Genomic DNA, 22,869 nt, shown 5'->3' with positions numbered 1-22,869 from the left:
ACTGAACCTGTTTGAAAAGGATACGACCATGACCAAGACCATCCAATGGATTGCTTGCGCCCTCGCATTCGGTGCCGCTGTGTCTGCCCACGCCCAGATCGGTGGCAATGTGCCCGAGACCTTCGACCTGAACGCACAATCCCATGCCAACCGCGCGGCAGTGGCCCAGGAAGCCCGCCAGGCCATTGCCACCCACGCGTTCCATGACGAGTTCTTCGGCAGCAACGCCCGCCCACAAGAGCTGACCAATGGCCAATCGGCCCGCGATCGCGCACAGGTTCGTGCCGAAGCCGCCCAGGCCGTGCAGCAACACACGCTTTCCGTGGGCAACTGAGTGCACCAATGAATGGGCTGTTTGTGGGTTTCATCACACAATTAGATGAAATGAATGTATCAAAATACTCCAAACGCCCCTCATTGGCGGTAAACACCCCAAAGGAGATATAAACTCCACAAAGCTGCTCAAACAGCGACCTTGAGAGAAAGAGAAACGGCCCCGGTGGGTGAACTACCGGGGCCGTTGCCGTCATGTCGGGTTCAGTCGCGGGTGACGCGCAGCACTTCCTCCGTGCTGGTGATGCCCAGGGCCACCAGACGCTCGCCATCTTCGCGCATCATGCGCATACCCTGGGCCAGCGCGGCCTGCCGGATGTCGTCTTCCGATGCCTGGGCGTGGATGCGGGCGCGAATGGCATCGTCCACCACCAGCAACTCGAAGATGCCGGTACGGCCTTTGTAGCCACTGGCTTCGCTGGGGTCGAGCTTGCGCACCAGCCGCTGTGCCAACACCCCCAGCAGCGACGAGGACAGCAGAAATGGCTCCACGCCCATGTCGATCAGCCGGGTGACGGCACTGGCGGCATCGTTGGTGTGCAGCGTGGCCAGTACCAGGTGGCCAGTGAGCGAGGCCTGAATGGCGATCTGTGCGGTCTCGAAATCACGAATTTCGCCGATCATGATGACATCCGGGTCTTGCCGCAGGATGGCGCGCAATGCGGTGGCGAACGTCAGGTCGATCTTGCTATTGACCTGGGTCTGCCCCACGCCGGGCAGTTCATATTCGATGGGGTCTTCCACCGTCATGATGTTCTGCTGCTGCGCGTCCATGCGGTGCAGCCCGGCATACAGCGTGGTGGATTTGCCCGAGCCAGTGGGGCCGGTGACGAGGATGATGCCGTGGGGCTGGCCGATGAGCTTTTCAAAGCGCGTGAGGGTATCGCCCTGCATGCCGACGGCCTCCAGCGAGAGCCGCCCGGCACTTTTGTCCAGCAGGCGCAGCACGGCGCGTTCGCCGTGGGCATTGGGCAGGGTGGAGACGCGCACGTCGATGGCACGGGTGCCCAGCCGCAGGGCCATGCGGCCATCCTGGGGCAGGCGTTTTTCGGCAATGTCCAGCTCGGCCATGATCTTCAGGCGCGAAATCAGCGCGCCGTGCAGGGCGCGGTTGGGCTGGACGATTTCGCGCAGGCTGCCATCGACGCGGAAACGCACGCTGGAATGGCGTTCGTAGGGTTCGATGTGGATGTCGCTGGCTCCGTCGCGGGCAGCCTGGGTGAGCAAGGCATTGAGCATGCGGATGATGGGGGCATCGTCGGCGGCTTCCAGCAGGTCTTCCACGGCGGGCAGTTCCTGCATCATGCGGGTGAGGTCGGCCACGCCTTCGACTTCGCTGACGACGGTGGCGGCACTGGATTCGCCCCCGGCGTAGGCGGCACTGATGCGCTGCGCCAGCGCGGCGCGGTCGATGACCTGCACCTGCTGGATGCGGTACTTGCGCAGCACTTCACCCAGTGCCGCTGCCGAAGGTGCGCTGTCGTGCCAGAGCACCAGACCGGTCTGGCCATCGTCTTCCAGCAGCAACTGGTGGCTGCGGGCAAAGGAGTAAGGGAGGGGGTAGTGCATGGGAAGAATGCCCGCTCAGTCTTCCCAGCCGCTGCTCTCGCCCACGCGCAGGGTACGCACATCCACCGCCGGACGGCGGCGGGGCGGTTCGGTGTCGGGGGCACTGAGCACAGTGAGCGAGGGCACGGTCTGCGCAGGACGGGACGGGGTCACGATGGGAGCTGCCACAGCAGACTGCTGCGGCTGGATGCCACTGAGCGCGGCAGGCAGCGGCTGGGGCGGTGCGACTGTGGTCGGCGGCAACTCTGGCAAGGCCGGCAATTGCGGCGCACTGCCGATGCTGCGCATGATGGGGTGCGGATTGGGCTGCATGTCCGACTGCGCCTCGCGCATCAGATCGTAGCGTTCCCAGGCCAGTGCGTCGCTGCTGGCGGCATCGCGCACCACCACGGGGCGCAGGAACACCATCAGGTTGGTCTTGGTGCGCTGGCGGCTTTCGCTGCGGAAGGCATTGCCGATCAGGGGCAGGTCGCCCAGCAGCGGCACCTTGTCCTGGCTTTGTGCGTAGCTGTCCTGCAACAGGCCACCCAGCACGACGATGCCGCCATCGTCCACCAGAATATTGGTTTCGATCAACCGCTTGCTGGTGGTCGGGCCGTTGGCGTTATTGATGGAGGATGCAATCACATCCGAGACTTCCTGCACCACGGCCAGCTTGACCGTGCCGCTTTCGCTGATCTGCGGCTTGACGCGCAGTGAAATGCCCACGTCCTGCCGCTCCACCGTCTGGAACGGATTGACCGAGCCGCTGCTGGTGTTGTTGCTGGTGTACTGGCCGGTGACGAATGGCACGTTCTGGCCGATGACGATGCGCGCTTCCTGATTGTCCAGCGTCAGGATGTTGGGCGTGGAGAGCACATTGCCCTTGCCCGTGCCTTCCAGAAACCGCGCCAGCAGCCCCAGCACATAGGTGCCGCCGTAGTTGTGGGCCAGGCCGAAGTTCAGGCCGGTGCTGGGGCGGGCGTTGGCAAGGGCCGTGGTGATGGTCGAAGTGCTGGCATCGGTATAGCCCAGCGCGGCGGCCAGTGCCAGATCGATGATGTTGCGGCCCGCGCCGGACGTGCTGGAATAGTTGGTGCCGATCACGCCCACATTGGAGCTGCCATCGTTGCCGAAGCCCCCCTGCCACTGGATGCCGAACTCGGATGCCAGATCGGCATTGACTTCCACCACCAGGCTTTCCACCAGCACCTGGGCGCGGCGGCCATCGAGCTTGTCGATGACACCGCGCAACTGGCGGTACAGCGGGTCGGGCGCGGTGATGATGAGGGCATTCGCATTCGGATCGGCCTGAATGATGCCGCCGGTGGAAACGGCCTGCCCCACGCCCAGCGTGGCCGTGCCGCCCTCGCCCAGCGCGGAGGTGCTGGCCAGCCCGGCACTGCTGTCGCTGCTGGCGGTCGCCACGCTGCTGCCGGTGCTGGCCGGGGTGGTCGTGCCACCGCTGCTGCCTCCCACGCGCCCGGCACTCAGGGCGGCGCGCAGGGTCTGCGCCATCTGCGTGGCATCGGCATTCTTGAGGAACACCACATGGATGTTGCCATGCTCGGCGGAACTGCCGGGCAGGGGCGGCTGGTCGAGCTGCTGCACCAGACTGCGCACCTGCGCCACACGGGCCGGATTGGCCGCGCGCAGGATGATGGCGTTGCTGCGCGCATCGGCCAGCAAGGTGGTGCGAAAGCCCTGTCCCGGCGTGGCACCGGGCGTGGGCGTACCGCCCGCCGCGCTGCCCAGTTCCGCACCCAGCAGGCGGTTGAGCATGGGCACCACATCGCTGGCAATCGCATGTTGCAGGTGAATCACCTCGATGTCGCTGGCCTCGGCTACATCCAGCGCAGCAATGATGCGTGCCAGCCGTTGCAGGTTGTCGGCATAGTCGGTAATCACCAGCGAATTGCTGCCGGGCGTGACGGTGATGGTGTTGTTCGGGCTGATGAGCGGGCGCAGGGTCGGCACGAGGCTGTTGGCGTTCTCGAAGTTCAGCTTGAAAATCTGCGTGACGATCTGCCCGCCCTGGGGCACGCGGCCACTGCGGCTGCCGTCGGAGACGCTCACCGTGCCGCTTTGCAGCTTGGCATCGGCTTCGGGAACCACCTTGTACAGCCCGGCGGACTCCACCACCGTGAAACTCTGCATCCGCAGGGCTGCCAGAAACTGCGTGAATGCCGCCTGGGGCGGCACAGGGTTGGCCGTGACCAGATTCACGGTGCCGCGCACACGCGGATCCACCACCACATTGCGACCCGTAATGGTGGCCATGGCACGCGCCACGGCCTCGATGTCGGCATTCTCGAAGTTCAGCGTCACCGGCTCACCGGCACGCACGCTGGACACCGCTGCCCCCTGTGCCCAGGCGGGCTGGCCCAGACCTTGCAGCCCCAGCAGGGCCACCAGCACGGCGGTGGCCAGTGCCGTGCGCCGTGCCGCCGGTGCGCGAAAAGAAGAACGAGTGGAAGAGAGAAAACGCATGTCTTCGGCCTAGAAAGAAAGAATGGCTCGGGGGCCATCGCGCCGCCCCATCAAGCTGAGTAAATTGGACAGGGCAGGCAGGTGTTCCGGCTGTGCGGAGGCCTGCCCCTGAAAACGCAGACGCTGCCCCGTCCACTGCCCCTGGCCTTGCAGCAGCAGCGGCCCGGCATCGGTCACCAGCGACAGCGTCACGGCTTCTTCGCCCTGCATGATAAGTCGGTAGCTTCCCATCGGGCGCAAAGTGGTCAGGCTGGAACTGGCGTGGCGCAGACTGGCCTGCACCTGTCCCTGCATCAGCACCCGCCCCTGCACCCACTGCACGGCGTAGTCCTCGAACGCCAGTTGCAACTGGCCGTCCAGTTGCAGGGTGTTCCAGGGCGCGCCCAGCCCTTGCAGCAGGCTGGTGGGCCACTCGCTCTGGTGGTTGCCCACCGCCACCCGCACGCGCTGCCAGCCCGCCTGCACCGTCACCTGCAAGGGCTGGCGGGCGCAGCAGTCGGGCCACAGGGCCAGCGTCGCACCCCGCCAATCGGGGCGAATGCGCCAGTGCAGCCGCCCCGGCAAGGCCGTGGCATCGCGGCTGTTGCGCCCGCCCGTCAGCACCAGTTGCGCCGAACCGTTCCAGACACTGCCGCGCGCACCCTGCAACTGCACCTGCCCTTGCGAAGCCTGCGCCACGGCCGCTGCCAGCCAGCGTGCCGGTGCAAACAGCCACAGGCTCAACCCGGCCCCCAACAGCGCGCCCAGCACCGCCCAGCGGCGCACCCTGGCACGCACACGCGGGGCACGCGGCGGGCGGGAGACGGAGAAGGTATTGCGCATGGTGTCAGAAAAGTATCAGGTCGATCCGGCAGAAAAACATCATGGCACCGCCGGCAGGCTCAACACCACCGTGCCACTCCAGCGCAAGGCAGATGCCGCAGGAGCGGCTGCCGGAGCTGATGCGGCATTGGCAGGCGCGGAGGCGGCCTTCGCCTGCTGTATCTCCACCTGCACCGGCAGGGCATGGGCACTCTCGCGCATCTGCTGGAGCCACTGCGCCAGCGCGTCCGGCGCGACCTGCTGGAAGCGCACCGTGGCCCGATCGCCCACCACCTGCACCTGGCTGGAGGCCCCCAGCAGACGTGGCGTATGGCTTTGCACCCCGCGCAACGCGGCGGCCGGAGTGATGCTGCTGGCCTGCCCTTGCAAGGCCTGTGCCTGCTGCCGCCAGACCTGCATCTGCTGCACCTGCCGCTCCAGTTCCGGGGCACGCGCCTGAAACTGCCGCAGGCTCGACAGGGCCGGAGCCACCGCCAGCCACCACAGCAGGGCCAGCCCCACCACGCTGGCCGCCAGCAGCACCATGCGCCGCTCACGCGCCTGCAATGCCTGCCAGCGCGACAGCCCGGCCTGCCACCACGGCCAGCGCGAAGCCAGCCCAGAAAGGGATGCGCGAGAAGAATTTCGGGAAGAACGGCTCATGGCTGCACCTTCGGATGGGTGGAGCGAACCGGGCCGATCTGCACGCTGGCATCCTCACCCGGCACGGCATTCAGGCCATCGGCCAGCAACAGCGTCTGCCACTGCTGCATCTGTGCCTCTGGCAAGGCCAGCCCTTGCAGCGTCAGGGACTGGCCATCGTAGCGCATGGCCGTGGGCATGGCCGTCACGCCCGCACGCTGCAACGCCGAACCAGCCGCCGAAGCCAGGGCCTCAAACGCTGCGGGAGTCACCGCCCCGCTCTGCTGCTGCAAGCGCGCGAGTTCACGCTGCATTTGCAGCGGCGCATCGACCACCACCGGAATCTGCGGAAAAGTGCTGCGGAACACCGCATCCACCTGTCCACGCAAGCCCTGCAACTGCTGGCGCGCCTGCCAGCCCAGCACATTCAGCCCCACCAGATTCACCAGCAACAGCAACAGCACGGCCACCCGCGCCCACCGCCATTGCGGCTGCCGCCACACCGCCTGCCAGTTGCCACTGATGCCCTGCGCAAAACGATCCTTGCCGGAATTGGCGAACTGGAACTGCGCCAGATTCCACGGGGTCTGCGCCGCCTGCAACAGATGCTGCGGCCACTCCAGCAACTGCACAGCACGCCCCAGCACCTGCTGCGCCTGCTGGTACACCGCCGGTTCGGCCTGCACCACCGCATCGGCGGCAGTGCGCGAGACGATGTCCATCTGCGCCACCGCCGGGGTCAGGGGCACACACAGCGTGCGGCCCTCGGCATCGGCGTGGGTCACGGCCAGCCAGGCATCTTCCGGGGTTCCCAGTGCCAGCAGTTGCGGCGTGAGTGCCTCATCGCCTTCCGATGCCTGCGGAGGCCACACCGGCACCATCCGATGCACCGGCACACCCGCCTGCGCCAACACCTCCACCGCGCCTTGCAGCCACGCCTGATCGCACACCGCCACCCAGGTGGCCGCGCCAGGGCGCACATCAGGGGCCAGTGCCATGTGCAACTGCGCGCCATCGTCCAGCAACTGTTCTTCCAGCAGGCCATGCAGCACCGCGCGGGCACGGGCGCGGTCGCGCAAGGCCACCTTGGGCCACACCACCCGATGCCAGGACAGTGCCTGTGGCGGCAGCACCAGCGTCACCGCCGCAGCACGCCCCGGCTTGGGCAACAGCGCGGCCACGGCCACGCCACTGCGCTCCACGGTCTGCCCGTCTGCCGACACCACATGGCGCAAGGGCGTGTGCGCCGTGATCGGCGTCGCCGGGGGAATCTCAATCAACAGAACGCTCATGGAAGTCTCGGCAGAGGGGGAATCACATCAGATCGGGCGTGAAATGAGAAGACAGCGGAGCCAGGCCCGCCGGAGAAAGACAGCAGGCCACCATGCGAAAAGTGCTGCCACGGGAAAAATTCCGGTCATTGTAGGGCCTGTTCGCACTCGTGCCGCACCGTACGCAGGCGATTGCCATCGCGGTGCAGCACATAGCGGTCGCTGGTTTCGAGGGTGTCCAGCCGCAGGCGGCCCGTCACCAGAAAATAGCTGGTTTCCACACCCAGCGTGCTGCCGTTGAGCGGCACATCCGGCCCCACAACGGTCTGCGCATTCGCCACACTGGCGAAAGGCTGGGTCTCGCGCACCGCCGCCAGCCGGGCTGCCACGGCCTGATCCGCACCTTCCAGGGCCGCCCACAGCACCAGCTCATGCGCCGTGTTGAGATTGAGCCGGGTGCGGGCAGGCAGTACGGTGACATAGGGGCGGAGGCGTTCGATGGTGGGGCGATCCAGCCCCAGCCAGTCCAGTTGATCGATGCAGACCGGCGTGAGCGGAATCTCGCTCGTGCGGCTAGCCTCGCTGTCCGCGCTGTCCGCGCTGTCGGCGTTTTCGGCCCGTACCGACGCATGGTACTGCCGCGCCAACGTGGCCACCTGCTCCACCGGCAGATTGAGGGCCTCGAACAGGCGTTCGAACTGTGTCACGGTCGCGGCATCCAGCTGCTCGCCATCGACCAGATTCGTGAGGTTGAGACGGCCTTGCAGATCGGCCACGCCCCCATTGAAGAAAGCTTCGGTCATGTCGGCATTGGCATCGACCTGCGAAACATTGTGGTCGGCCGTCAGAAAGGTGGAAAGCCGCGCCTCGGCCAGCGGCAGTGCCCAGGGTTCGTTGAGGTGGTCGTTGCTGGTGGCGCGGCGATCCAGATACAGGATGATCTTGCCCCAGTCCAGCGCACCACGCACCAGCCAGTACGCCTGGCTCTGGGCACGCTCGTCGGTTTCGGCCTGAATGTTGCGCCACTGCTGCCAGCTCGCCGCCGAAGCCAGACTGGCCACCAGGGCCACGATCAGCATGGCCACCAGCAAGGCCGCCCCGCGCTGGCGTGGAGGGCTGGAGGATGGCATCACAACGAAATTGAAAGAGGCTTGCATAAGCTATTTTCAGTATTTTATTTTTTGAACATATTCAAAAATTTCAGGCAATATATTTTTCAAATGGAATCACAAATTTTTTAATCATATCATCCGCACGTTTTTTCGCTTGCTCCACAAAATGCTTCAAGTACACAACCGCCCAATCCTGCATACTTCCATCAAAACCTTGATCCAGGTCCCGAACGTGAAACTGTATCTGCATTGCAGCCGCCCAGTTGATATATAAATCACTCGGCTGTGCCTTGAACAGGCAGGCAGAACTTGCGTGTCTGCACACCAGCCTATCTCCTTCAAGCTCCCAATCGACCTCAAAATAATGAATGGCAAATCTATCATAATCCTGATTATCCAGCATTCGAGCGCAAACCTGCGCCAGCTTGAACGCTGATATGATGTTGGGTGGCTGTGCTTTTTTCGATATATTCCTTGTTTTTATATCAATAATCTCATAGAAACCATTCTTTGCAACCAGAATATCCGCCGTATCGTTCTGCTTTTCATCAAATGGATTCTCAATATTCCACTGATCCGTCGCATTCTTGCCCCTGCTCAACAGAAACAAGACCGTGGGTGAATCGAACAGTTCCTGCCTTGCCCTGAAGCCAATCACACTGGGATTTCTGCTATACAGATCATTGAGATACTCGTATTGCCGATAAGCATTATCGGGGAATTGTCTTTTCAATTCAGCATACACATGCTTGTCAAAAGGTTCACCGGCTGCATGACCGGAGAGCGTTCCCGAAGCCGGTTTCGGAACAGAGGTTCCCTGTATGCTTTCAGCCAATTTTTTGTAGTTCACATACATCATCCACCTCCAGGAGTCTATCGAACAGATGGTTTATTTTCATCAAGATACACTTATCTTCAGTTGCAAGAAAATTCACCACCAGTGCTGTAATGGAATCATGCAGAGCAACCTCACTTTCATTCGCCCAATCAATTCTTCTGAATGGAATACTGGCAATCGGTCTTTCTGAAAACTCTACAATATTACCTTTATTGACACCATTGCATCGCAACCACTCAAAAACCACCGATTGATTGAGATAGGCCAATATATATTCAATACTTTCCCTTACCTCTGGCTTTCTGAAAATTGCAGTCACATCCTGGGTCGGATAAATATCCTCATCCGCCAACGCAAAACGAAAATAATTTTTATTGGAGATTCTCTCTTTGCAAGGAACAAAAATTCTTTTTTCAGGGCGACTGAACAACTTAAAATTTCTCAGAAAAACCCATTCCCAGTAATTTATTTCACGATTGTACTGATACCGATCTTTCAGATTTTCCTTATAGGGAAGCAGATGCTTATAAAAATTCGGATATTTTTCCCGGAAAACATCCTCACTCAAACCCTCGTGAATCATGATATATTTTGTGATTTTTCTGGTAAAAAATGCCTCCAAATCCTTGGCCTTCACCACATTCAACGCAGCGACATTTTCAATTTCATTCAATTTTTCTTCAGTGATCTGAAAGGCTTTATCCAAGCCACTCACCATGCCGTTCCCAATATCACACACATCACCAATCGAATCAAAAGCATGATTTTCAGCATCATGAAACAACGAATCCTTTACCTTCTGACAGGCACGTTCCAGCCTTCTCAATTCCACCTGGGTCTGCGTATTTTGCAGCATCCATCGTTCACCGAACCTGAAATGCGGCACACTCAAATAATCAACACCCGCAACATCCTTCCTCTGTCTGATGCAAGAAAGCATTTCTTTATCCAGTTTTTTTCTATTCTGAAATTTCACAACATTGATGAAATTTGACTTTTTCACACCCTTGATAAACTTGAAAACAATAATCGATGATGCCACCCCTTCAAAAACAGGTGTTTCATTAAAATGATAGATTTCTTCAAAAAACCCATGCTGAGTCATATAGTTTCGCAAAGATGCAGAATGTGCCGTATTGATCCAGTATTCTGGGCAAATAAACACAAGCTGTCCTTCATCACTCAACAACTGCACCGACTTCAAAATAAATATATACAAGTAATCACAAAGAGAATTGAAATAAAAACTCCAGATGCCATTCCGCATCAACTCCTCTTTTAGGTCATCCTCCAAATTTTTCCATCGAATATAAGGTGGATTTCCAATAATCAGATCAAACTTTTCATTGATTTTTGCAGAAACAAAACTCTCGTAATGGACGCAATCAAATTGATTGGCCAAACTCGCATCTATCTCATATGCCGTGACATTTTCATACCCTCTGGATTGCAGCAAATCCAGAAAAACACCTTCTCCACAGGATGGCTCCAGAATTCTTGCACTTCGATCCACATTGGCCAGATCAATCATGAAATCCGCCACATTCCTGGGAGTGAAATATTGACCAAATTTATTTTTATTATTCTGTTTTTTTATTTTTTGCATTCAACCATCCTTGACATCACATATATCCATATGCCCCAAAAAATTACAAGCGGGCCGCTCCCTGCTGGGGATTGAGCCAGTCGCGCACCAGCCAGCCGCTGATGGCCTGCCCCGGAGCGAGCTGGATGCGCAGGCGGATGCTGTCGGGCACGGCGGCTTCCTGGGTACTGGTGGTCTGGGGCTGGCTGCCGGTTGTGTCGCCCGACGTATCGCCCGTGTCGGTTTGCACCTGGGAGCTGGACTGCGGGTTCACCCAACGCCCTTCGCGGGCATAGAAAATCTCCCATTGCGTCATGGGCAGCAGCACGACTTCGCGCGGCGAGGTGGTCAGGCCACCCGCATACGCCCATTCGCGGGCACGCTCCCAGGCGGCCTGCCATTGCTGACGCGAGTGCAGCGGCTCGGACTGCCAGCGCACCCAGTGGCGTTGCCCGCCGATGTTGCGATCCGACCAGGCCACGACCTGCAAGGCCGATGCCTCGCTGGCCAGCGCACGGGGAGCAAAGCGGCTCAGGCGCAGTACCTTGCCATCCCATTCCAGCGGGCGCAGATGCGGCAGTTCGGCCAGATGATTCAGGTCGGTATGCCACTGCGCCATGCTGGTCTGCACCACCGACAGCCCCTGTGCCTGCTGGCGAATCGCTTCATGGGCGCGCACCATGCCATCCAGCCCGCGCCAGCTCATGCCGCTGACCACGGCCAGCAAGGCAATGGCCACCATGACTTCCATCAGCGTGAAGCCGCGTTGCCTGCGCTGCAATGGGCTGCACCGCATCAGTAACGCCCCGCCATCGTGGAGACCGAGAGCACAAAATGCTCGGCGGTACTGACCTGCGCATCGACACGGCGCAAGGCCGGATTGACGGTGGCACTGGTGACGCGCTGCACAAGGAACACGCGCCCGGCCTGTTCGCAGCGCGAATCCACCGTGCCGATCGATGGCAACTGGGGAGCCAGCCGCATGTCGATGAGGGTGTTTTCGGCGCACAACTGGGCCAGATAGGCATCGGTGCGGCGTTCGGCATTGGCAATCAGGGCACCGGTGGCGCGGGAGCCTGCCGCCAGGGCAATGGCGACGATGGCCACGGCCACCAGCACTTCGATCAGCGTGAATCCGTGCTGCTTCATGGTGCGGGCGTGGTCGTGAAAGGCTGCAAGCCGTCGCTGCTCACCTGCACCCGTGCCTGTGGGTGGCCGCTGAACAGCAGGGTGATGCGCTGGGGCGGCAGCAGCGGCTCGGCCCCCAGCACCACAGGCGCGGCAACGTGTGCGGACACGCCTTCGGCCAGCCAGTGCGTGGGCAGGCCCTCGATGAAGTGCGGGGCCTGCCCCTCGAACACAAATCCGTCTTCGGTGGGCCGCCAGACCAGGGCGCGACCGCTGGCACGCGAGTGGATGCGGGCACTCTCCAGCAAAGCCGCCAGGCGGTCGCCTTCGCGCTCCAGCGTGCGCACGGCACTGTCAGGCCAGGACAGCACCGCCACCGCAGAGGCAATGCCGATGATGGCCGCAACGATGACGATTTCCATCAGGGTGAAGCCCCGCTGCCGCGACCGTGAACCGGGAGTACGCAGGCCGTTCCGATTCTGGCGAATCTGGCGCAGCGTCGCCACGGCCATGCCCGGCTTACTGCCAACTGCCAATGTCGGCATCGGCCCCTTCTCCTCCCGGCTGGCCGTCTGCGCCATAGGACAGCACGTCCACCTCGCCATACACCCCAGGCGCAATATAGACATACGGGTTGCCCCAAGGGTCGGCAGGCAATTTCTCGACGTACGGACGGCTCCAGCGTGTGGGCACCGGCTCGGCGGTGGGGCGGGCAATCAAGGCATTCAGCCCCTGCTCGGTGCTCGGGTAGCGCAGATTGTCGGTGCGGTAGAGCTTGAGAGCCTGCATCAGCGTGTTGATGTCGGCCTTGGCCGCCGTCTGGCGTGCCTCGTCGGTACGGCCCATGATGCTGGGGGCGATCAGGGCGGCCAGCACCCCGATAATCACCACCACCACCATGATTTCGATCAGGGTAAAGCCCTGTTGCAAACGGCGGGACACAGGCAAGGACGTGGAAAGGGAAGAATGGGTGGACATGGCTAGGGGCAGTCGGCAGTCTGTTTCACGCTGGTGACACCAGAGCATGGGCACAGGTTCCGCAAAAATCGAAAAAAGCCGCAACGGATTGCAGCCTGCAAATGGCCTTTGACATCCTCCCCGCCCTAAAGAGCGGGGATTCCTCCAGCGAGACGGCAATGCCCTGCCGCGAGAATGTTGCGTGCTGCGTTTACGTCGCGCTCGTGTACCGCCCCGCAGTCGCTGCACGTCCATTCTCTTATTCCAAGACCTGCGATACCTTTGGGCCTCGACTGTGGCAACGCGCCACAAGCCGAACAGGTCTGGGTTGAATACGCTTCGCTCACTTCCTCAAAAACCACTCCGGCCTGATGGCACTTGTATTCCAAAGCGGTTTTCAACGATGACCAGCCCGCGTCCAGCGTGGACTTGGCCATCCCGGTTTTGACCAGCTTCGCGCTGGCCACGTCGCCCACGAAGATGGCGGCGTTGTTCTTCACAAGGTTCGTTGTGAATTTGTGGATTTCGTCTTTTCGGCGGTTGGCTATTTTTGCGTGAATCGCCTTGACGCGCTTTTTCTTGCGCGCCCGTTGCGCCACGGCAAGCTGCGGCTCCAACTCCCGATACCAGCGGCCATGCAGCTTCTGGCCCGTGCTGGTGGTGGCGCAGTCTTTCAAGCCAAGGTCGATGCCGAGCGAGGCCGTACCTTCACCCGCTTGGGCTTCAACCTCCACCTCCACGGCCACGTTGAAATACCAGCGGCCACGGGCATCTTCGTTGAAGCTCGCAGTCTTGAATTGGTATTGACTCAGGCCGTAGCTATCCCATACGCCGAAATAATGGCCGTTGTGATAGACCTGCCCACTCTTCCAAGAAGCTGCGCCGGTGTTGATGGGTATCCAGCCCAGGCTGCGTTGGCTGCCACTGGACTTACGCCAGTTCAGGCGCGTTCGCTTGTATTGACGACGGCGCGTGACATATTCTTGCGCAACACATTGCAGCGTATGGCTGTGCAAGCCCAGCTCTTTGTGTGCGCCGACCGTGTATGGATGAATATCGTAGGCGGACAGCCACTTACCGCGCTCACGAATAGAACGACTGGAAAGCGCATTAATGAAATTCCAGACAAAATTGACCTGCCGCGCCATCTGCAAAAGCAGCGGCGCGTGCTTATCTTTCACGCGGATTTTCAGGGTTTTAACGGCTGCCGACATGGTACTGATTTTAACAGAGAGGGTATATCTTCAATGTGTTGCTCATTAAATGGCATGGAATCCTTCGGGTTCCGCGCTATCCTTCCCCGCCCTTAAGGGCGGAGTTTGTCGCGCAATTGGATCATAATTGCACTATGAGCACACCACTATTACAGAACTTGGCACTGACGCGCGTTTTGACTGCATTGGCCTGGGGCATGCTGGCGGCCAGCGTGGTGTTCTGGGCGATACGCACCAGTGACCCTGCCAGCACCAGCGGCAATCCGGTGGCAGCCACCCCGACGGCCGCGCCCAACCCACAGGCCACGGCCTTCCTGCTGGGGCAACGCAGCACCGCCGCCGCCCCCGTGCAGGAGCAGGCCCGCACCCAGAGCCGCTACCAGCTCATGGGGGTGCTGGCAGGTACGCGCAGCCAGCAGGGAGCGGCCTTGATTGCGGTGAATGGCAAACCGGCACGCGCCTACCCGGTAGGAGCCACGGTCGAGGGCGACGATGGCTGGATACTGCAAAGCCTGCATGGGCGCACCGCCCGGCTGGGCGCAGAGCGGCACGGCGAGACGGGCCTGCAACTGGAGATGCCGGAGTTTCAACCCAAGTCCTGACATCGGGCATCCCCCAGAAAAAAAAGCCCTACCGCAATGATGGCAGGGCTTTTTTGCATGGCTTGCAGGCGTTGGCGTTTATTGCGGTGGCTGCCAGCCGCCGCCCAGCACGCGGTACAGCTCCACCCGGTTGGCCAGCAGGGCCGCGCGGGTTTGCAGCACGGCCTGCTGTGCGCTGAACAGGGAGCGTTGCGCATCCAGTGCGTCCATGAAGCTGGCCACGCCGCCCTGGTAGCGCATGTCGGCCAGTTCGTAGCGGCGGGTTTCGGCGGCCACCAGCGACTGTTGCCCCTCCAGTTGCTGTGCCAGAGTGGCACGGGCGGCCAGGGCATCGGCCACTTCGGTAAAGGCAGACTGGATGGACTTCTCGTACTGCGCCACGGCCATGTCGCGCCCGACTTGCGCTGCTTCGAGGCGGGCGCGGTTGCGGCCTGCGTCGAAGATCGGCAGGATCGCCTGCGGTGCGAGCGACCAGCCAAAGCTGCCGCTGCTGAACAGGTCGGACAGTTGCGTGCTGGCCGAACCCAGGCTGGCGGTCAGGCTGATGCTCGGGAAAAAGGCGGCACGCGCCGCGCCAATGTTGGCATTGGCCGCACGCATGGCCTGCTCGGCCTGCCGGATGTCGGCACGGCGCGTGAGCAGTTGCGAGGGCAGACCGGCGGGCACATCGCCCAACACGTCCAGCGGTACGTCCACCGGCTGCAACAGGCGCGGTTCGATGGGACTGCCCACCAGCAGCGTCAGGGCGTTGATGGCCTGGGCGCGGGCGCGTTGCTGTTCGGCCAGCGTGATGCGGGCCGATGCGGTGAGCGATTCGGTCTGGCTCAGCTCCAGTGCCGAGACCACGCCGTTGTCGAAGCGCATCTGCATCAGGCGTTGCGATTCCTCGCGGGTCTGGAGGGTCTGCCCGGTCAAATCCAGCAGGGCCGAGGCCGTTTGCAGGTTCAGCCAGGCACTGGCGACGCTGGCGATCAGGCTGGTCTGCACGGCCTGGTGGGCATACTCGGTGCCGAGGTAATCGGCCAGAGCGGCTTCGCGCAGGCTGCGCAGGCGGCCAAAGAAGTCGATTTCCCAGGCACTGACCTGCAACCCGGCGGTGTAGGTGGAGTTGATGGGTTCATCGTCGCCCGCGGTTTGCCGCTGTCCGGTCGCGCCCGCCGAGATGGTGGGCAGCGGCCCGGCACGCTGGATGCGGTATTGCGCCTGGGCCTGCTCGATGGCCAGGGCGGCCACGCGCAGGTCGCGGTTGTTCTGGAGGGACTGCTCCACGAGTTCGCGCAGGTTGGCATCGGTGAGGAACTGCTGCCAGGGCACGAGGTTCTGGCCTTGCGCATCCACCTGCCCTGCTGCCGCTCCCAGATCGAGATCGGGCCATTGGCTGGCCACCGGCGCGGCCGGAATTTCCAGGGTCGGGATGAAGGAACAGGCCGACAGCAGCGCTGCCAGCGACAGCACGGCCGCCTGCACGGGCAGGCGTGCGAACCGCCCCGCCTGGCGGCGGGAATGCGACTGCGCGGTGTGATCGGGCTGGTGGGAGTTCAGGACGGTATCAGTCATGGTGCTTGCCCTCCACGGGGGTGCCTGCCGGTGCCGCAGCGGGCAGGGGTTTGTCTTTGCTCTTGAAGATGGCACGTACCACCACATAGAAGGTGGGCACGAAGGCCAGTGCCAGCACCGTGCCGGTAATCATGCCGCCGATCACGCCGGTGCCGATGCTGCGCTGGCTGGCCGAGCTTGCGCCGGTGGCCAGGTACAGCGGCACCACGCCGAAGGTGAAGGCCAGCGAGGTCATCAGAATCGGGCGGAACCGCAGGTGGGCGGCTTCCAGCGCGGCAGCAATGGCCGACTTGCCCTGTGCCTGCAAGTCCTTGGCGAACTCGATAATCAGAATCGCGTTCTTCGCCGAGAGGCCGATGATGGTCACCAGTCCGATCTGGAAGTACACGTCACGCGGCATGCCATGCAGGAACACAGCTCCCACCACGCCCAGCACGCCCAGCGGCACGACCAGAATCACGCCCAGCGGAATCGACCAGCTCTCGTACAGGGCGGCCAGACAGAGGAACACGGCCAGAATGGAGAAGGCATAGAGAATCATGCCGGCATTGCCTGCCAGTTTTTCCTCGCGGGACTGCCCCGTCCACTCGTAGCCGAAGCCGGACGGAAGCTGGGCGGCCAGCCGCTCCATTTCAGCCATGGCATCGCCGGTGCTGTAGCCGGGGGCGGCATCACCGGCGATCTTGATGGCCGGATAGCCGTTGTAGCGCACCACCTGCATCGGGCCACTGACCCAGTGTGTGCTGGCAAATGCCGAGAACGGCACGGCCACGCCCTGGCTGTTGGGTGCGTTCAGGGTGAGCAGGTCATCGGGCTGCATCCGCGCAGCGGCTTCGGCCTGCACCATGACGCGCTGCAAACGCCCCTGGTTCGGGAAGTCGTTCACATAGCTGGAACCCAGCGAAGTGGACAGCGTGCTGTTGATGGCGGCAAAGCTCACGCCCAGGGCGTTGGCTTTGTCGCGGTCGATCTCCAGCCGCAGTTGCGGAGCGTCTTCCAGACCGTCGGGGCGCACACCGGCCAGAATCGGGCTTTGTGCCGCCATGCCCAGCAACTGGTTGCGCGCCGCAATCAGGGCATCATGGCCGCTGGAGCCACGGTCTTGCAGACGGAAGGTGAAGCCCGACGCATTGCCCAGTTCGGGAATGGGCGGCGGCGAGAGGGTGAAGATGAAGGCATCGCGAATTTGCGAGAAAAAGCCCATCGAACGTCCGGCGATGGCATCGGCGGTGTGCTCGGCTCCCTTGCGCTGCGACCAGTCCTTCAGCGGCACGAACATCAGCGCGGCGTTCTGACCCTGCCCAGTGAAGCTGAAGCCCAGAATGGAGACGATGTTCTCGACTTCCGGCTGCTGCTGGAAGTAACCTTCGGCCTGCTTGACCACGTCCAGCGTGCGGTGCTGCGAGGCTCCGGGCGGAAGCTGGATGCTGGTGATGACAAAGCCCTGGTCTTCATTGGGCAGGAAGGAGGACGGCAGGCGGTTGTAAATCCACGCCACCGCCACACCGATGGCCAGATAGACGATCATGGTGCTGAACCCACGGTTCAGGATGCGGGCCATGCCGCCTTCGTAGGTCTTGGCCGCCCGCGAGAACGAGCGGTTGAACCAGCCGAAGAAGCCGCGCTTGGCGTGGTGGTGGCCGGCCTTGACGGGCTTGAGGAAGGTGGCGCACAGCGCAGGCGTGAGCGACAGGGCCAGGAAAGCCGAGAAGGCAATCGAGACCGACATGGTCACGGCAAACTGGCGGTAGATGTTGCCGATGGAGCCGCTGAAGAATGCCAGCGGCACGAACACGGCAATCAGCACCAGCGTCACGCCGACGATCGCGCCGGAAATCTGGCTCATGGCCTTGCGGCTGGCCTCCAGTGGCGACAGCCCTTCCTCGGTCATGATGCGCTCGACGTTCTCCACCACGATGATGGCATCGTCCACCACAATCCCGATCACCAGCACCATGCCGAACATGGACAGCACGTTGAGCGAGAAGCCCAGCCCCAGCAGCACGCCCAGCGTGCCCAGCAGGGCAATCGGCACGACGATGGTCGGGATGATGGTGTAACGCCAGTTTTGCAGGAACAGGAACATCACCACGAACACCAGCGCGATGGCTTCGCCCAGTGTGACGAACACCTGTTTCATGGAAATTTCCACGAACTTGGACGTATCGTAGGGAGCCAGCCATTCCACGCCTTCGGGGAAGAAGCGTTCGAGTTCGGCCATGCGGGTGCGCACGGCTTCGGCGGTGGCCACGGCATTGCCGCTGGTGGAGAGCTGCACGCCGATGGCGGCGGCCGGGTTGCCATTGAGGCGCGAGCCGAAGGCATAGCTTTCCACGCCCAGTTCCACGCGCGCCACGTCCTTGAGGCGCACCGTGGAGCCGTCGCTGTTGGCGCGCAGCACGATGTTCTCAAAGGCCTTCGGGTCGGTCAGTTGCCCCTGCACCACCACCGTGGCGGTGATGGTCTGGGTCTCGACACTGGGCAGTTCGCCAATCGTGCCGGAAGCCACCTGTGCGTTCTGCGCGGCAATCGCGGCCGTGACATCGGCTGCCGAGAGGTTGTAGCCGGTCAGCTTGGTCGGATCGATCCAGACACGCAGGGCACGCTCGGCCGCAAAAAGCTGGGCCTTGCCCACGCCTTCGGTACGCTGGATTTCCGGCAGCACGTTGCGGGACACATAGTCGCCCAACTGGTACACGCTGAAGTCGTCACGCTTGGACACCAGGGCCACCACCATCAGGAAGGTGGACGATGCCTTTTCCACCTGAATGCCCTGCTGCGTCACGGCAGCGGGCAGGCGGGGCGTGGCCTGCGAGAGGCGGTTCTGCACGTCCACCTGGGCCAGATCGGCATCGGTGCCCGGCTCGAAGCTCAGCGTGATGGAACCACGGCCATTGGCCTCGCTGCTGGACTCCATATAGACGAGACCCGGCGAGCCGTTCATCTCGCGCTCGATCACGGCCAGCACGGACTCGTCCAGCACCTGGGCGGATGCACCAGGGTAAGTGGCCGAGATGGAAATGGTGGGTGGAGCCACCGACGGATACTGCGCCACCGGCAACTGGCTGTAGGACACCAGCCCGAGGACGATGATGAACAATGCCACCACCCAGGCAAATACCGGGCGGTCAATGAAAAACTTGGCCATGCCGCAACTCCTTTATTGCTGGGCCGGGGCCGGGGCGGGAGCCGCTTCGGCAGGGGCTGCCGCGCCGTCCGGTGCCGCCTCTGGCGCAGCAGCAGGAGCCGCCGCCGGGGCATCGGCCTGCCACGGCACCGCCTGCACCGGAATACCGGGAGGCATCATGCCCAGCAACTGGAAGCCATCGACCATGACCTGCTCGCCTTCCTCCAAACCTTCCAGCACCAGCCAGCGGTTGCCGCTGGCCTCACCGACCACCACCTTGCGCACTTCGCGCTGGCCCTGGGCATTCACCACGGTGAGGGTGTCGCCCTGCTGGGTGCGGGTGACGGCCTGCTGGGGCACGGCAATCGCATCGGCACGCTGGGCCTGTTCCAGCTTCACGCGCACATACATGCCCGGCAGCAGCACGCCATCGGGGTTGGGGATTTCGGCCCGCAGTGTCACCTGGCCGGTGGTCGCATCCACCGTCAGATCGGTAAAGAGCAAACGGCCCGCATCGCCGTAGGTCGTGCCATCGTCCAGCGCGATCTGCACGCTGGCGGCTTCCTCGCCTTCGGCACGCTTGAGCTTGCCTTCCTGCAAGTCGCGGCGCAGTCGCAGCACCTCGTTGCTGGACTGGGTGAAGTTCACATACACCGGGTCGATCTGCTGCACCACGGCCAGTTGCGTGGCCTCGCCCTGCCCCACCAGCGCGCCTTCGGTGACGAGGGCGCGGCCAATGCGGCCAGAGATGGGCGCGGTCACGTTCGCATAACCCTGGTTGATTTCAGCGGTGCGCACCGCGGCCCGGGAAGCCGCCACATCGGCCTGCGCGGCCTTGTGGTTGGCCAGCGCATTGTCGAATTCCAGCTTGCTGATGGCATTGGCCGCCACCAGCGGACGGTAACGCTCCAGCACGGCACGGGCCTGCACCTCGCTGGCTTCGGAACGCGCCAGCGTGGCCTTGGCACTTTGCAGCGCGGCGTTGTAGGGGGCAGAGTCGATGGTGAACAGCCGCTGTCCGGCCTTCACATCAGAGCCTTCCTGGAAGTGGCGTTTTTGCAGAATGCCAGCGGCACGGGCGCGCACCTGCGCCACGCGCGAGGCTTCCACGCGACCGGGCAAATCCGTCACCAGCCCGACGGTGGAGCGTTGCGCCACCACCACACCCACCTTGGGCAACGGCTGCTGTGGAGCAGCCGCAGATTCATCCGCTCCCTGTGCTGCAGCCTGCTTGTCGTCGCCACCGAAACAGCCTGCCAGCAAGGCCGACAGGCCCACCACGGCCACACCGGTGAGGGTGCGTGCCCGGCTGGGCCGGGAGCTGTCGTTACGGCCTGCCCCGCGTGAGCCAGGGGCTGATTGCATCCTGAAATTGCGCATCTGTAAGTCCTTCAATACCAATCCATTCATCACGAAACCATTGCAGGCCAGCCGCCACAGCACCCGTCGCCCACGGGCACAGCGGCACATTTCGCCTGTGCCCGAAAGCCAGCGATTATACATACATCGATGAATGTATAATAACCCCTTCATTTCGACGGTTGTTGGGCGATGTCAAACGCCTGTGACCATTTTCGCCATTGATGGCAATGGCTGGATTCCTTTTCTTCACCGAGGGCCATGGCACGCAAAACCAAGGAAGACGCAGAAAAAACCCGCTGCCAGATTCTGGACGCAGCGGAAATGCTGTTTCAGGCACAAGGGGTATCGCGCACCTCGTTGCAGGCCATTGCCTCGCAGGCGGGCATCACGCGCGGGGCCATCTATTGGCATTTCAAGGACAAGGGCGATCTGTTCAACGCGCTGATGGATCGCACCATCTGGCCGATGGAGCAGGCCTGCCAGGAAAGCGGCTCCGATGAGGCCATTGCCAGCGACCCCAATCCGGTGGCCAGTCTGCGCCAGCACCAGCTAGAGGCCATGCACACCATCGCCCACAATCCACGGGTGCGCCGCATGCTGGAAATCGCCATCTATCAGGTGGAACTGACGGACGACATGAAGGTCGTGCGCGACAAGGTCTTCGAATCACAGGAAAACTTCTACGAACGCAACCGCCGGGTCTTCGCGCTGCCGAGAATCGCCCACCATCTGCGACCGGGCCTGACCCCGGAATCGGCGGCCCGCACCATGCAAAGCATGCTGTTCGGCCTGATCGATACCTGGATGCTGACTCCCGGCCATTTCGATCTGGAGGCCAGCGGCCGCCAGGCCATCGATACCATCCTGCACGGTATCGGCCTGGGCGTGTGGGCGGAGTGAACAGGTCTGCGCCAGCACACCTGCCCACCCCACACCGCTTCAATACTCCCAGAAAATCCGCTGCAATTCCTTGGTGTCCTGCGTCTTGGTCAGGGCCACAGCCGTCAGGATGCGGGCTTTTTGCGGATTCAGATCGTGGGCCACCACCCAGTCGTACTTGTCATCGGGCTGTTCGGCATTGCGCAGCACAAAACCACCGGGCACGCGCGAGGAACGCACCACCAAGGTGCCTTTTTCGCTCAATTCGGTGAGCTTGGGCACGATGCGATTGGGCACGGAGCCATTGCCGGTTCCGGCATGGACGATGGCCTTCACACCGGAAGCACCCAGTGCCTCCACCACGGTGGGAGCGACGTTGCCATAGCTGTAGGCCACTTCCACGGCAGGCAGGGCATCGATCTGCTCGATGTTGAATTCACTCTGCGTGGTGTGGCGTTTCACCGGGGCGCGGAACCAGTAATTCTTGCCTTCCACCACCATGCCCAGCGGCCCCCACTGGCTGACGAACGCACCGGTCTTGATGTTGATGAGCTTGGCCACATCGCGGGCGGTGTGGATTTCGTCGTTCATCACGATCAGCGCGCCCTTGCCGCGTGCATCGGTGCTGGCCGCGACACTGACGGCATTGAGCAGGTTCAGCGCACCATCGGCAGAAATGGCAGTGCCGGGGCGCATGGAACCCACCAGCACCACGGGCTTGTCGCTGGGGATGACCAGATTCAGGAAGAAGCCGGTCTCCTCCAGCGTGTCCGTGCCGTGGGTCACGACGATGCCATGCACATCGTCCTGCTTGAGCAGTTCGGCCACGCGCTTGCCCAGCCCCAACAGCTCCTGGTTGGTGAAGCTTTCCGAGGCAATCTGGAAGGTTTGCTCGCCGGTGACGCGGGCGATCTCGTTCACTTCCGGCAGACCCGCCAGCAGCTTGTCCACCGGCACTTTGGCTGCCGTGTACGAGGCACTGTTGAGCGCGGAAGCCCCGGCCCCGGCAATCGTGCCACCGGTAGCCAACACCACCACATGGGGTTTGCTGGCCGCTTGCGCCTGGGCGGCGGGAGCGGCTTCGACACTGGCATCGCGGGCCTGGGCCGGTGCCAGCACACACAGGGCCAGCACGATGCTGCCCAGCAGGGAGACGGGTTTGCGCTTGAATGTCATGAATACCCCTTCAGGATCGGTCTATAAAAATCGACAGGCGGCGAGAATGCAACATAGCATGCAAAACCCGTGCCTGCCATTCGGTTTGACATCCTCCCCTGCCTAAAGGCAGGGGATTCCTCCAGCGAGACGGCAATGCCCTGCCGCGAGAATGTTGCGTGCTGCGTTCACGTCACGGTCGTGTGCCGCTCCACATTCGCTGCATGTCCATTCCCTTATTCCAAGACCTGCGATACCTTTGGGCCTC

At 62.2% G+C, this 22,869-nt stretch carries 21 protein-coding genes; 3 read left to right on the top strand and 18 right to left on the bottom strand.

What is annotated here, in order from left to right:
* The first annotated feature begins 28 nt into the window (after window positions 1-28).
* Window positions 29-334, top strand: coding sequence for a hypothetical protein (locus BUE21_RS12575; RefSeq protein WP_073357005.1), 306 nt, complete (start codon window positions 29-31; stop codon window positions 332-334).
* A gap of 203 nt (window positions 335-537) precedes the next feature.
* On the opposite strand, the gene BUE21_RS12570 is transcribed toward BUE21_RS12575, so the two are convergent.
* The 13 genes from BUE21_RS12570 to BUE21_RS12510 form a co-directional block, all read right to left on the bottom strand.
* The gene (locus BUE21_RS12570; RefSeq protein WP_073357004.1) at window positions 538-1,902 is read right to left on the bottom strand and encodes a GspE/PulE family protein; all 1,365 of its coding nucleotides are present in this window, start codon (window positions 1,900-1,902) and stop codon (window positions 538-540) included.
* A 15-nt stretch (window positions 1,903-1,917) separates the two neighbouring features.
* Window positions 1,918-4,371, bottom strand: coding sequence for a type II secretion system secretin GspD (gspD, locus tag BUE21_RS12565; protein WP_073357003.1), 2,454 nt, complete (start codon window positions 4,369-4,371; stop codon window positions 1,918-1,920).
* Between the two features lie 9 nt (window positions 4,372-4,380).
* The gene (gene gspN / locus BUE21_RS12560) at window positions 4,381-5,193 is read right to left on the bottom strand and encodes a type II secretion system protein N (protein WP_073357002.1); all 813 of its coding nucleotides are present in this window, start codon (window positions 5,191-5,193) and stop codon (window positions 4,381-4,383) included.
* Window positions 5,194-5,232: 39 nt separating this feature from the next.
* Window positions 5,233-5,835 carry a type II secretion system protein GspM gene (gene gspM / locus BUE21_RS12555; protein ID WP_084523278.1) on the bottom strand — a complete coding sequence of 201 codons (603 nt, stop codon included), beginning with the start codon at window positions 5,833-5,835 and terminating at the stop codon, window positions 5,233-5,235.
* Entirely contained in the window at window positions 5,832-7,106 is a 1,275-nt protein-coding gene (gspL, locus tag BUE21_RS12550; RefSeq protein WP_073357001.1) for a type II secretion system protein GspL, read from the bottom strand. Before gspL ends, gspM begins: the two co-directional genes overlap by 4 nt.
* A 125-nt stretch (window positions 7,107-7,231) precedes the next feature.
* Entirely contained in the window at window positions 7,232-8,215 is a 984-nt protein-coding gene (gene gspK / locus BUE21_RS12545; protein WP_073357000.1) for a type II secretion system minor pseudopilin GspK, read from the bottom strand.
* A 70-nt stretch (window positions 8,216-8,285) separates the two neighbouring features.
* Window positions 8,286-9,047 carry a HincII family type II restriction endonuclease gene (locus BUE21_RS12540; protein ID WP_200796741.1) on the bottom strand — a complete coding sequence of 254 codons (762 nt, stop codon included), beginning with the start codon at window positions 9,045-9,047 and terminating at the stop codon, window positions 8,286-8,288.
* Entirely contained in the window at window positions 9,025-10,641 is a 1,617-nt protein-coding gene (locus tag BUE21_RS12535; protein ID WP_073356998.1) for an Eco57I restriction-modification methylase domain-containing protein, read from the bottom strand. Before BUE21_RS12535 ends, BUE21_RS12540 begins: the two co-directional genes overlap by 23 nt.
* A 43-nt stretch (window positions 10,642-10,684) precedes the next feature.
* Window positions 10,685-11,416, bottom strand: a complete 732-nt coding sequence (locus tag BUE21_RS12530; protein WP_073356997.1) for a PulJ/GspJ family protein — start codon at window positions 11,414-11,416, stop codon at window positions 10,685-10,687.
* Entirely contained in the window at window positions 11,416-11,769 is a 354-nt protein-coding gene (gene gspI / locus BUE21_RS12525; protein WP_073356996.1) for a type II secretion system minor pseudopilin GspI, read from the bottom strand. Before gspI ends, BUE21_RS12530 begins: the two co-directional genes overlap by 1 nt.
* Window positions 11,766-12,293: a prepilin-type N-terminal cleavage/methylation domain-containing protein gene (locus BUE21_RS12520; RefSeq protein ID WP_234971153.1), complete on the bottom strand. Its 528-nt coding sequence runs from the start codon at window positions 12,291-12,293 to the stop codon at window positions 11,766-11,768. Before BUE21_RS12520 ends, gspI begins: the two co-directional genes overlap by 4 nt.
* Window positions 12,268-12,726 carry a type II secretion system major pseudopilin GspG gene (gene gspG / locus BUE21_RS12515; protein ID WP_073356994.1) on the bottom strand — a complete coding sequence of 153 codons (459 nt, stop codon included), beginning with the start codon at window positions 12,724-12,726 and terminating at the stop codon, window positions 12,268-12,270. Before gspG ends, BUE21_RS12520 begins: the two co-directional genes overlap by 26 nt.
* A 125-nt stretch (window positions 12,727-12,851) precedes the next feature.
* Window positions 12,852-13,919: an RNA-guided endonuclease InsQ/TnpB family protein gene (locus BUE21_RS12510; RefSeq protein ID WP_073356993.1), complete on the bottom strand. Its 1,068-nt coding sequence runs from the start codon at window positions 13,917-13,919 to the stop codon at window positions 12,852-12,854.
* A 134-nt stretch (window positions 13,920-14,053) separates the two neighbouring features.
* Here BUE21_RS12510 and BUE21_RS12505 point away from each other — a divergent pair, with 134 nt between their 5' ends.
* Complete coding sequence (locus tag BUE21_RS12505) at window positions 14,054-14,521, top strand: type II secretion system protein N (protein WP_073356992.1); 468 nt, start codon at window positions 14,054-14,056, stop codon at window positions 14,519-14,521.
* Between the two features lie 78 nt (window positions 14,522-14,599).
* Here the strand turns inward: BUE21_RS12505 and BUE21_RS12500 are convergent, their stop codons facing one another.
* Genes BUE21_RS12500 through BUE21_RS12490 form a run of 3 tightly spaced genes read right to left on the bottom strand, consistent with a single transcriptional unit; the run spans window position 14,600 to window position 20,570 of the window.
* Window positions 14,600-16,078, bottom strand: a complete 1,479-nt coding sequence (locus BUE21_RS12500) for an efflux transporter outer membrane subunit (protein WP_084523275.1) — start codon at window positions 16,076-16,078, stop codon at window positions 14,600-14,602.
* On the bottom strand, window positions 16,071-19,226 hold the full coding sequence (locus tag BUE21_RS12495; RefSeq protein ID WP_073356991.1) for an efflux RND transporter permease subunit: 3,156 nt from the start codon (window positions 19,224-19,226) through the stop codon (window positions 16,071-16,073). The genes BUE21_RS12500 and BUE21_RS12495 overlap by 8 nt, the downstream gene beginning before the upstream one ends.
* Before the next feature lie 12 nt (window positions 19,227-19,238).
* Window positions 19,239-20,570 carry an efflux RND transporter periplasmic adaptor subunit gene (locus tag BUE21_RS12490; RefSeq protein ID WP_073357012.1) on the bottom strand — a complete coding sequence of 444 codons (1,332 nt, stop codon included), beginning with the start codon at window positions 20,568-20,570 and terminating at the stop codon, window positions 19,239-19,241.
* 255 nt (window positions 20,571-20,825) lie between these two features.
* On the opposite strand from BUE21_RS12490, the gene BUE21_RS12485 reads away from it, so the two are divergent.
* Window positions 20,826-21,467, top strand: a complete 642-nt coding sequence (locus tag BUE21_RS12485) for a TetR family transcriptional regulator (RefSeq protein WP_073356990.1) — start codon at window positions 20,826-20,828, stop codon at window positions 21,465-21,467.
* Between the two features lie 39 nt (window positions 21,468-21,506).
* Here BUE21_RS12485 and BUE21_RS12480 read toward each other — a convergent pair whose 3' ends face one another.
* Window positions 21,507-22,622 carry an asparaginase gene (locus tag BUE21_RS12480; protein WP_073356989.1) on the bottom strand — a complete coding sequence of 372 codons (1,116 nt, stop codon included), beginning with the start codon at window positions 22,620-22,622 and terminating at the stop codon, window positions 21,507-21,509.
* A gap of 102 nt (window positions 22,623-22,724) precedes the next feature.
* Window positions 22,725-22,869 (bottom strand): zinc ribbon domain-containing protein (locus tag BUE21_RS12475; RefSeq protein ID WP_143164524.1); only part of this gene is annotated, 145 nt, incomplete at its 5' end.

The organism is Lampropedia hyalina DSM 16112 (assembly GCF_900129055.1).
In the GTDB taxonomy this organism is placed as follows: Bacteria; Pseudomonadota; Gammaproteobacteria; order Burkholderiales; family Burkholderiaceae_C; genus Lampropedia; species Lampropedia hyalina.
This window is presented reverse-complemented; position numbering and strand designations above follow the sequence as displayed.